Genomic DNA, 9,545 nt, shown 5'->3' on the forward strand with positions numbered 1-9,545 from the left:
GCCGCTTAGACGAAGTCCGGGTCTCCGGGTCAATTGCCTTGGCTGCAGCCTGCCTATCGGCTCGGGCCGATCACCGGTCCTGCGTCGATGAACGACCGGACGCGACGGCTTTTCGATCTCCTGGGCCTTTTCGATCCCCTGGGCCTTTTCGATCTCCTAAGCCTTGGCTTTCCGCCAGGAGGACCAGGGCCGTGGCCAAGCCGGCGGCCACCGCGTCCTCCGTCAGCGCCCGAGCCCAGTCCGATCCGGAGCGCGTGGTGCCTCCCCGCGCCGCGCGACCGAGCCAGGTGCCCGCCACCGCCCCCGACATCCCGGCCAAAGCGCCGCCGAGGGCCGACGCATCCCGCCCGGTCAGCGCCACGCCGCCGACCGCTCCGATCGCGAGCCGAACCGCGATGGAGGGCGGGATGCGCCGATCCGGCGCGAACGGCATCTTGTCGCCCGCCATCTCGGCCAGAGCAGCTGCCGTGGCGAGCCCGCGGGGCACCGGGCCGTCCGGGATCCACCCGGTTCGCGTCCGCCCCTGCGAGGCCGCCCAGGTCAAGGCGGCGCAAGCCGTCATGCTGCGCATCCCGGTGACGAAGCCGATCCCCAGTGATACCAAATGATCCTGCATCGTGTCTCCTCCCTGGCGGCGAGGCCAACCATCGCCGTCGGCGCCTCCCATCGATCTCCCGAGACAAGGCGCGCGACGGGGAGATGGTTGCGGTTCTGCGGCGACGGGACGGCCGGGTGACGCCTGCCCAGCGGCCCGACCGGGTTACGGAGCCTTTCGCGGATGTGATAGGCCGCTCGTCGACAGCATCCGATTGACCGACCCGAGCGTCCTCCATGTCCCCTCCCCCGTCCGACGAGCCCCCGGCCCCGCGTCCCCTGGCCGTGGAAACCGGGCAGGCCGCGAGCCCCGGTGGGTCGCTCAGCCTGACCCAGCGTCCCCGGCGCAACCGCAAGGCCGAGTGGTCGCGCCGGCTCGTGCGCGAGCACAGCCTCACCGTCGACGACCTGATCTGGCCGCTCTTCGTGATCGAGGGGGCGAGCCGGCGCGAGCCGATCGCCTCGATGCCCGGCGTGGAACGCCTCAGCGTCGACGAGGTCGTGCGCGAGGCCGAGCGGGCCGCGCGGCTCGGCATCCCGGCGATCTCGTTCTTTCCCTATACCGAACCGTCCCTGCGCGACCCGACCGGCTCCGAATCCCTGAATCGTGACAACCTCGTCTGTCGGGCGGTGCGGGCGGTGAAGGCGGCGGTGCCGGAGATCGGCATCATGACCGACGTCGCCCTGGATCCCTATACGAGCCACGGCCATGACGGGCTGCTCGAGGACGGGGCCATCCTCAACGACGAGACCGTCGCACTCCTCGTGGAGCAGAGCCTGATCCAGGCGGAGGCGGGCACCGACATCATCGCCCCCTCCGACATGATGGACGGGCGGGTCGGCGCCATCCGCACCGGCCTCGACCGGGCGGGGTTTCGCGACGTCCAGATCATGGCCTACGCGGCGAAATACGCGTCGGCCTTCTACGGCCCGTTCCGCGACGCCATCGGCACCAGCGCGGCGCTCGTCGGCGACAAGCGCACCTACCAGATGGACCCCGGCAACGGCACCGAGGCCCTGCGCGAGGTCGCCCTCGACATCGCGGAGGGTGCCGATTCCGTGATGGTGAAGCCCGGCCTGCCCTATCTCGACATCATCCGCCGGGTGAAGGACGAGTTCGGGGTGCCGACCTTCGCCTACCAGGTGTCCGGCGAGTACGCGATGATCGAGGCCGCCGCCCGCAACGGCTGGCTCGACGGGGAGCGCGCCATGGTCGAGAGCCTGCTCGCCTTTAAGCGTGCCGGCGCCGACGGGGTGCTGACCTACTACGCCCCGCGCGTCGCCGAGCGGTTGCGCGACCGCGCGTGAGACCGACGGCCGGCCTCCTGGCCGCGACCCTGGTCGTACTCGGCGCATGCTCCAGCTCCGTCGACCGGCAGAGGGCGACCACCTGCCGGCGGGCGGTCCCCGCCCTCGCGCCGGCGGGGGCGGCGGTGACGGTGCTGCGCTTGGCTCAAGGGCCGGTCGCCGACAGCATCCGGATCGATTACGGCATCGGCCAGAGCGACGGGCGCCAGCGCTGGGTCCTCTGCCGCTTCGGCAGCGGCGCCGAACTGCTCGGAATCGGTACGGAGCGCGGACCCTTGAGCGGAGCGGCTTTGTACCTGCTGCGGCACTACTACCTCGACACCGCCGACGCGGTCGCGGCCGAGCCGGCGGGACCGCTCCGCTAACCCGGGATCTTGAGACCGGAGGCGGCGGCTCCCATCTTCCTCTGCGGCGACGATCGCCCTGAAACGGAGCGCGGTGATGCTCGACAACCCGACCAGCTATTCCGGCCGCCTCGGCACTCCCGGCTACGGCCTGCCGACGTCCGTCCCCCTAGTACGGGCGAGCCTCGGATCGCGCTTCGTCGCCTACCTCCTCGACATCCTGTTCATCTTCGGTTTCACCGCGGTTCTCACCGTGGCGATCACCTTCATCGGCGTCCTCACCTTCGGGCTCGGCTGGATGCTGTTCGCGGTTCTGCCGGCGAGCGGCATCCTCTACAGCGCGATCACGGTTGGCGGCTCGGGCCAAGCGACCTGGGGCATGCGCATGATGGGTCTGCGCGTCGTTGCGCCGGAAACCGGAACGCGGGTCGACATGATCACGGCGGCCGTGCACGCGCTGCTGTTCTACGTGGCGATCTCGACCTTCCTGCTCTGGTTCGTCGACCTGCTGTTCGGCTTCATGCGTGCCGACCGGCGCCTCGGCCACGACCTCCTGCTAGGTCTGGCCGTCGTGCGCGCTGCGTAGAGGAAATCGTGAGCGGACCGCGTCTCAAGGCCATTGAGCGCGGCCGCATTGGCGTTACACTCAACCGGCCCGGGGCTTGGCTCCGGACCTGCCGAGGGCGACTGCCAGCGTGACGAGCCACCCGCGCGACACCCCGCAATTCTACCTGACCGCGCCTTCGCCCTGCCCCTACCTGCCGGGCCAGGAGGAGCGGAAGGTCTTCACCCACCTCGTCGGGCGCCGCGCCCGCGACCTCAACGAGATCCTGACCCAAGGCGGTTTCCGCCGCTCGCAGACCATCGCCTACCGGCCGGCCTGCGAGACCTGCCGCGCCTGCATCTCCGTTCGGGTGGTGGTGGCGGACTTCTTGGCCTCCACGAGCCAGCGGCGCATCCTGCAGCGCAACGTCGATCTCGTCGGCACGCCTGAGCCGAACCGCCCGTCCTCCGAGCAATATACCCTGTTCCGGCGCTACCTCGACGCCCGCCACGGCGATGGCGGCATGATCGACATGACCGTGCTCGACTACGCCATGATGATCGAGGACAGCCACGTCGACACCCATCTGGTGGTCTATCGCCGGCGTGGTCCGGACACCGCGATCAACGGGCGCGGCACCGGCGCTCCCGTCGCCCTGTGCCTCACCGACGTGCTCTCCGACGGCCTCTCGATGGTCTATTCGTTCTACGACCCGGCCGAGGCCTCCCGTTCGCTCGGGACCTACATGATTCTCGACCACGTCCGCCGGGCGGAGGCCCTCGGGCTGCCGTATCTCTATCTCGGCTACTGGGTCGGGGGCTCGCGCAAGATGGACTACAAGGCCCGCTTCAAGCCGCAGGAGCGGCTCTACGGGCCGGGCTGGCAGCGGGTGGAGTAGATCCGCGGTTCGGGGATACCAGCTCTCGCGTTTACGCCCCTCCCCGGCCCATGCTACCGCGCCCTCGACCATTGACCCGCGAGCGCCACGCATGATCCCCCGCTACAGCCGCCCCGAGATGACCGCGATCTGGTCGCCCGAGACCCGCTTCCGGATCTGGTTCGAGATCGAGGCGCACGCCACTTCGGCACTCGCCGAGATCGGCGTCGTCCCGAAGGCGGCCGCCGATGCGATCTGGGAGAAGGGCCGCGACGCGGTCTTCGATGTCGCCCGCATCGACGCCATCGAGGCGGTGACGAAGCACGACGTCATCGCCTTCCTCACGCATCTCGCCGAGATCGTCGGTCCGGAGGCGCGCTTCGTCCACCAGGGGATGACGTCGTCGGACGTCCTCGACACCTGCTTCAACGTCCAGCTCGTGCGCGCCGCCGACATCCTGATCGCCGACGTCGACGCGCTGCTCGCCGCCATCAAGCGCCGGGCCTTCGAGCACCGGATGACGCCGACCATCGGGCGCTCGCACGGCATCCATGCCGAGCCCGTCACATTCGGACTCAAGCTCGCCCAGGCCTATGCCGAATTCGAGCGCGCGCGCAGCCGGCTGTTGGCGGCCCGCGAGGAGGTCGCCACCTGCGCGATTTCGGGCGCGGTGGGAACCTTCGCCAATATCGACCCGCGGGTGGAGGTCTACGTCGCCGAGGCGATGGGACTGACCCCCGAGCCGGTCTCGACCCAGGTGATCCCGCGCGACCGCCACGCCATGTTCTTCGCCACCCTCGGCGTGGTGGCGAGTTCCGTCGAGCGGCTCTCCATCGAGGTCCGTCACCTTCAGCGCACGGAGGTGCTGGAGGCGGAGGAGTTCTTCTCGGAAGGGCAGAAGGGCTCCTCGGCGATGCCGCACAAGCGCAACCCCGTGCTCACCGAGAACCTCACGGGGCTCGCCCGGATGGTGCGCTCCTTCGCCTTGCCGGCGATGGAGAACGTGGCGCTCTGGCACGAGCGCGACATCTCGCATTCGTCGGTCGAGCGCATGATCGGGCCCGACGCCACCGTCACCCTGGACTTCGCTCTGGCCCGGCTCACTGGCGTCATCGACAAGCTCCTAATCTATCCCGAGCAGATGCAGCGCAACCTCGACAAGCTCGGCGGCCTCGTCCACTCGCAGCGGGTGCTCCTGGCCCTGACCCAGGGCGGCGTCTCGCGGGAGGACGCCTATCGCCTCGTCCAGCGCAATGCGATGCCGGTCTGGCGCGGCGAGGGCGACTTTCTGAGCCTGCTCAAGGCAGACCCGGAGGTCGGCGCCGTGCTGACCGAGACGCAGATCGAGGAGTGCTTCGATCTCGGCTATCACTTCAAGCACGTGGATACGATCTTCGAGCGGGTGTTCGGCGCTGGCTGAAGAGCGCACGAATCCTGCTTCGATCCCGCCCAAGGCAGCCGCCTGCATGAGGAACCCGACGTGTCCCAAGCCCGCATCGTCTACCTGAACGGCGAGTTCCTGCCCTATGCGGAGGCGAAGGTTCCGGTCATGGACCGGGGCTTCCTGTTCGCCGATGGGATCTACGAGGTCTCGGCGGTGCTGTCGGGCCGGCTCGTCGACAACGCCGCCCATCTCGCCCGCCTCGACCGTTCGCTCGGCGAGATCGGCATCCGAAACCCCCATACCGGCGCCGAGTGGTTGGCGCTGCAGACCGACCTCGTGGCCCGGAACGGGCTCGGCGAAGGTCTGCTCTACATGCAGGTGACGCGCGGCGTGTTCGAACGCGACTTCGCCTTCCCGCCGGCCGGGACGCCGCCCACCGTGATGATGTTCACGCAGGCCAAGACCATCGGTGCCAACCCGCTGGCCGAGACCGGGGCGGCGATCGTGACGGTGCCGGATCTCCGCTGGAAGCGGCGCGACATCAAGTCGGTGGCGCTGCTTGCCCAGGTCATCGCCAAGCAGCAGGCGGCCGAGGCCGGCGTCGCCGAGGCCTGGATGGTGGAGGATGGCGCGGTGACGGAGGGCTCGTCCTCCACCGCTTTCATCGTGGCGGGCGACCGCATCGTGACGCGTCCGCTCTCCCATGCGCTCCTGCCCGGCATCACCCGGCTCGCCGTGATGCGTCTGGCGGAGGAGGAAGGGCTCACCGTCGAGGAGCGTCTGTTCTCGGTGGAGGAAGCCATGGGGGCCGATGAGGCGTTCTACACGAGCGCCTCATCCTTCGTGATGCCGGTCGTGCGCATCGACGGGACCACGGTCGGCGACGGCAGGCCCGGCCCGCTGAGCCGGCGCCTGCGGGCGCTCTACCTCGCCATGGCGCGGGAAACCCTGGAATAGCGCCATCCGGAACCACTTACGGCCGAGTCGGTTCCCTCAGGTCGGTTCCCTGGGGAGCCGCTTTCGTCGGAGGCCGCATGTCCAGCTTGACCCGTACCGCCACCCTGCTTCTGGCCGGATTGATGAGCAGTGCGGCCCTGGCGCAGTCTCCCGAGGCGCCGTTGCGGGGGCGTGATAGCGACCCGGCTCTGCCGCCGCCGAACCAGACGATTCCCGACAAGATCCGTCCGGAATCCGGCGAGAAGTCCGATGCGACCGGTTCGACCCTGAGCGACAGGCTCGAGAAAAGCGACGGGGTCATCAAGCCCCCGGGCAACATCAGCCCGGACATGAACGTCGCGCCGCCGGTGCAGCAGCCCAACAACATGCCGGTGATCAAGCCGGGCCAGTTGCCCGGGGGCGGTGGCGAGGCGAAATAGCCCGCAGGCGGCCATGTCCCGAGGGTTTTGCCCGTCTCAGGGCCGAACACCCACGCTTGCTTGCAATCCTGGGCAGGATCGCCCAAGACACGCCCCAATGAACCCCGGACCAGTTCCGGGGTTTTTCGTGTGAGGCGTCAGGACAGGTTGGCAACGGATGGCGAATGTCGTCGTCGTAGGCGCCCAGTGGGGCGACGAAGGCAAGGGTAAGATCGTCGACTGGCTCTCCGAGCAGGCCGACGTGGTCGTGCGCTTCCAGGGCGGCCACAATGCCGGCCACACCCTGGTCGTCGACGGCGTCACCTACAAGTTGGCGCTGCTCCCCTCAGGCGTCGTCCGTGGCGGAAAGCTCTCCGTGATCGGCAACGGCGTCGTCGTCGATCCATGGCACCTCGTCGACGAGATCGCGAGGCTCCAGGCACAAGGCGTCGAGATCTCACCGAGATCCCTGCGCATCGCCGACAACGCGACGCTGATCCTGCCGCTCCACCGCGAGCTCGACCATTTTCGCGAGACCTCGGCCCCGGGGCTGAAGATCGGCACGACGAAGCGCGGCATCGGCCCGGCCTACGAGGACAAGGTCGGGCGCCGCGCGATCCGGGTCGTCGATCTCGCCGACGAATCGACCCTCGCCGCCAAGATCGAGCGGGTGCTGGCCCACCATAACGCCCTGCGCCGCGGGCTCGGGATCGACGAGGTCGACGCAGACGCGCTCCTCGCCGAGCTGAAGGCCATCGCCCCCACCATCCTGCCCTATGCCGCTGCGGTCTGGGCGTTGCTGGACGACCAGCGCCGGGCGGGAAAGCGCATCCTGTTCGAAGGTGCGCAGGGCGCGCTCCTCGACGTCGACCACGGGACCTATCCGTTCGTCACCTCATCGAACATCGTCGCCGCCCAGGCCGCCACCGGTTCGGGCATGGGTCCTTCCGCGATCGGCTACGTGCTCGGCATCGCCAAGGCTTACACGACCCGCGTCGGCGAGGGACCCTTCCCGACCGAGCTGTTCGACGAGGTCGGCGAGACCATCGGCACCAAGGGTCGCGAGTTCGGCGTCAATACCGGGCGCAAGCGCCGGTGCGGCTGGTTCGATGCGGTGCTGGTACGCCAGACGGTGAAGACCTCGGGCATCGACGGCATCGCCCTGACCAAGCTCGACATCCTCGATGGGTTCGAGACCATCAAGGTCTGCACCGGCTACCGCCTCGGTTCGGAGATCCTCGACCATCTCCCCGCCAACCAGGCGGCGCAGGCCAAGGTGGAGCCGATCTACGAGATCATCGAGGGCTGGTCCGGTACGACGGCCGGCGCCCGCTCGTGGGCGGAGCTTCCGGCTCAAGCGATCAAGTATGTCCGCCGGATCGAGGAGTTGATCGGGGCTCCCGTCGCCCTGCTCTCCACCTCGCCGGAGCGGAACGACACCATCCTGATGCACAATCCTTTCGAAGATTAGTGCATCGACCCGACAGGGCGGTCCCGATTTTCAGAAAAGACGATGTAAATACAATACGTTAGAGCTAGCCGGAGATCCTGCCCGGTCGGATGCTCTAAAGCTGACCTGGCCGCGCGGGGTCCTTCGTGCGGCCGGAAGAGAGACGGACGCGAGGCAGATGGCCGACTACTATCCGTTGCTGGCGCGCGCGCTCGACGCGCTGCCGGATCGCTCTCCCGACCTGCGCAAGGCCGTGTACGATCGCGCGCGCGGTGCGCTGATCGGGCAACTCCGCTCCATCGTGCCGCCGCTCGCCGAAGGCGACATCGAGCGGGAAAGCGACGCCCTCGAAGCGGCGATCGACCGCCTCGAAGGCGATTACGGCGGCACGCCCTTGCCGATCGAGGTTTTTGCGCCCGCCGACGACCCGATCCCTGAGCCAATCCCTCCCCCTCCCACCGAGCCGGTCCTGCCCCCCGCCGATCAGCCGACGTTCGAGGCGGCGGAGCCTGCGCTGGTCGATCTTCCGGAGCCCTCGGCGCCGGTGATCCCGTTGCCCGCGCGCCCGATCGACGCTCCGATTGGCATCACGGCGCCGCTGGGCAAGGCGGCCGAGCCCGCGGCGGACCCGCCGCCGGAGGCGAGTCCGGCGGAGGAGGCGAGCGATCCCCAGGTGCATGTCGATGCCAGCGGGCGACAACGCCCGCGCATCGATATCGTGGCGCCCCGGCGCAGCAACGCTCGCCTGTTGCGCAACGTTTTCGTCGGCACCGTGCTCGCCCTCGTCATCGGGTTGATCGCTACCGCGGCCTATCTCCTCCGGGACAAGCCGACCGACCTCCCCGTCGCGAGCGAGAGCCAGAGCGCTCCGGCCGACAATACCGAGGCGAAATATGCGGACCGGGTCGGCGGGGATGCACCGCCGCCCGCCACCGAACGCCCCGCCACGCCTTCGTCGACGACGACGGTGCCGCCGCCTCTGCCCGCACAGCCTGACGTTGCCGTCGCACAGCGGGCCGTCCTCATCGAGGAGAACCGCGAGGCTCCGAACTCGCCCCCTGCCGTCACCCAGGGCAGGGTGATCTGGCGTCTGGATGCCGTCAGCGGGGAGCGAGGACAGGCGCTCGAAACCGCGGTCCAGGCGACCATCGAGTTCCCGGAAGCCGGCTTGAACCTTGCGCTGACCCTGAGGCGCAATCTCGACGCCACTCTGCCCGCCTCGCACACGATCGAGCTCGTCTTCACCAACACCGCTCCGGCCGGATCCGCGCGGGCCGTTCAGGATGTCGGGCTGATCCAGGCGAAGGACGACGAGACAGGGCGGGGCTCGCCGATGTCGGGCCTTCCGGTGCGTGTACGGGAGAACCTGTTCCTGATCGGATTGTCGTCGCTTCGCAACGACGTCGATCGAAACTCCGACCTGCTCCTGCAGAAGAACTGGTTTGATCTCGCCCTGCGGTTCTCGTCGGGGACGCGCGCGGTGATCACATTCGAGAAGGGATCGTCCGGCATCCAGGTGATGCAGAACGCCTTCGACCAGTGGCGGTCGTGAGACCGATTCCTCGGACGGCCGATTCGGCAGGCGGCGCGATCGCCGCCTGCTCTCATTACGTCAGGCGTGAAGTGCTCGGGGAGCCTCGCGGGTCGCGAGATTGCGCTTGACCGCCTCCTGGATCTTCTCGAACGCCC

The 9,545-nt window shown here is 68.8% G+C and carries 10 protein-coding genes; 9 read left to right on the plus strand and 1 reads right to left on the minus strand.

Features of this window, described 5'->3' with window-relative positions; translation table 11 throughout:
* Window positions 1–70: 70 nt before the first annotated feature.
* Window positions 71–616 (minus strand): hypothetical protein, encoded by a 546-nt coding sequence (locus tag ACFE7U_RS11810; RefSeq protein ID WP_375409921.1) that lies wholly within the window; start codon window positions 614–616, stop codon window positions 71–73.
* 215 nt (window positions 617–831) lie between these two features.
* On the opposite strand from ACFE7U_RS11810, the gene hemB reads away from it, so the two are divergent.
* The 9 genes from hemB to ACFE7U_RS11855 all read left to right on the plus strand — a co-directional run bounded on the left by hemB (window position 832) and on the right by ACFE7U_RS11855 (window position 9,408).
* The gene (gene hemB / locus ACFE7U_RS11815) at window positions 832–1,902 is read left to right on the plus strand and encodes a porphobilinogen synthase (RefSeq protein WP_375409922.1); all 1,071 of its coding nucleotides are present in this window, start codon (window positions 832–834) and stop codon (window positions 1,900–1,902) included.
* Window positions 1,899–2,267: a hypothetical protein gene (locus tag ACFE7U_RS11820; protein ID WP_375409923.1), complete on the plus strand. Its 369-nt coding sequence runs from the start codon at window positions 1,899–1,901 to the stop codon at window positions 2,265–2,267. Before hemB ends, ACFE7U_RS11820 begins: the two co-directional genes overlap by 4 nt.
* Window positions 2,268–2,343: 76 nt before the next feature.
* A complete protein-coding gene (locus tag ACFE7U_RS11825) occupies window positions 2,344–2,832 on the plus strand; it encodes an RDD family protein (RefSeq protein WP_375409924.1) in 489 nt (162 codons plus the stop codon).
* A 109-nt stretch (window positions 2,833–2,941) separates the two neighbouring features.
* Window positions 2,942–3,688, plus strand: a complete 747-nt coding sequence (locus tag ACFE7U_RS11830) for an arginyltransferase (RefSeq protein WP_375409925.1) — start codon at window positions 2,942–2,944, stop codon at window positions 3,686–3,688.
* 91 nt (window positions 3,689–3,779) lie between these two features.
* Window positions 3,780–5,087: an adenylosuccinate lyase gene (gene purB / locus ACFE7U_RS11835; RefSeq protein ID WP_375409926.1), complete on the plus strand. Its 1,308-nt coding sequence runs from the start codon at window positions 3,780–3,782 to the stop codon at window positions 5,085–5,087.
* Between the two features lie 60 nt (window positions 5,088–5,147).
* On the plus strand, window positions 5,148–6,008 hold the full coding sequence (locus ACFE7U_RS11840; protein ID WP_375409927.1) for a D-amino-acid transaminase: 861 nt from the start codon (window positions 5,148–5,150) through the stop codon (window positions 6,006–6,008).
* Window positions 6,009–6,085: 77 nt separating this feature from the next.
* A complete protein-coding gene (locus tag ACFE7U_RS11845; protein WP_375409928.1) occupies window positions 6,086–6,427 on the plus strand; it encodes a hypothetical protein in 342 nt (113 codons plus the stop codon).
* 157 nt (window positions 6,428–6,584) lie between these two features.
* Window positions 6,585–7,877 carry an adenylosuccinate synthase gene (locus ACFE7U_RS11850; RefSeq protein WP_375409929.1) on the plus strand — a complete coding sequence of 431 codons (1,293 nt, stop codon included), beginning with the start codon at window positions 6,585–6,587 and terminating at the stop codon, window positions 7,875–7,877.
* Window positions 7,878–8,034: 157 nt separating this feature from the next.
* On the plus strand, window positions 8,035–9,408 hold the full coding sequence (locus ACFE7U_RS11855) for a histidine kinase (protein WP_375409930.1): 1,374 nt from the start codon (window positions 8,035–8,037) through the stop codon (window positions 9,406–9,408).
* Window positions 9,409–9,545: the final 137 nt, after the last annotated feature.

It is taken from the genome of uncultured Methylobacterium sp. (assembly GCF_964251405.1).
Taxonomy (GTDB): Bacteria; Pseudomonadota; Alphaproteobacteria; order Rhizobiales; family Beijerinckiaceae; genus Methylobacterium.

Coding starts and splice junctions, on each gene's coding strand:
- ACFE7U_RS11850 (WP_375409929.1), top strand. CDS start 6,585: ATGGCGAATGTCGTCGTCGTAGGCGCCCAGTGGGGCGACGAAGGCAAG.
- ACFE7U_RS11825 (WP_375409924.1), top strand. CDS start 2,344: ATGCTCGACAACCCGACCAGCTATTCCGGCCGCCTCGGCACTCCCGGC.
- hemB (WP_375409922.1), top strand. CDS start 832: ATGTCCCCTCCCCCGTCCGACGAGCCCCCGGCCCCGCGTCCCCTGGCC.
- ACFE7U_RS11810 (WP_375409921.1), bottom strand. CDS start 616: ATGCAGGATCATTTGGTATCACTGGGGATCGGCTTCGTCACCGGGATG.
- purB (WP_375409926.1), top strand. CDS start 3,780: ATGATCCCCCGCTACAGCCGCCCCGAGATGACCGCGATCTGGTCGCCC.
- ACFE7U_RS11845 (WP_375409928.1), top strand. CDS start 6,086: ATGTCCAGCTTGACCCGTACCGCCACCCTGCTTCTGGCCGGATTGATG.
- ACFE7U_RS11855 (WP_375409930.1), top strand. CDS start 8,035: ATGGCCGACTACTATCCGTTGCTGGCGCGCGCGCTCGACGCGCTGCCG.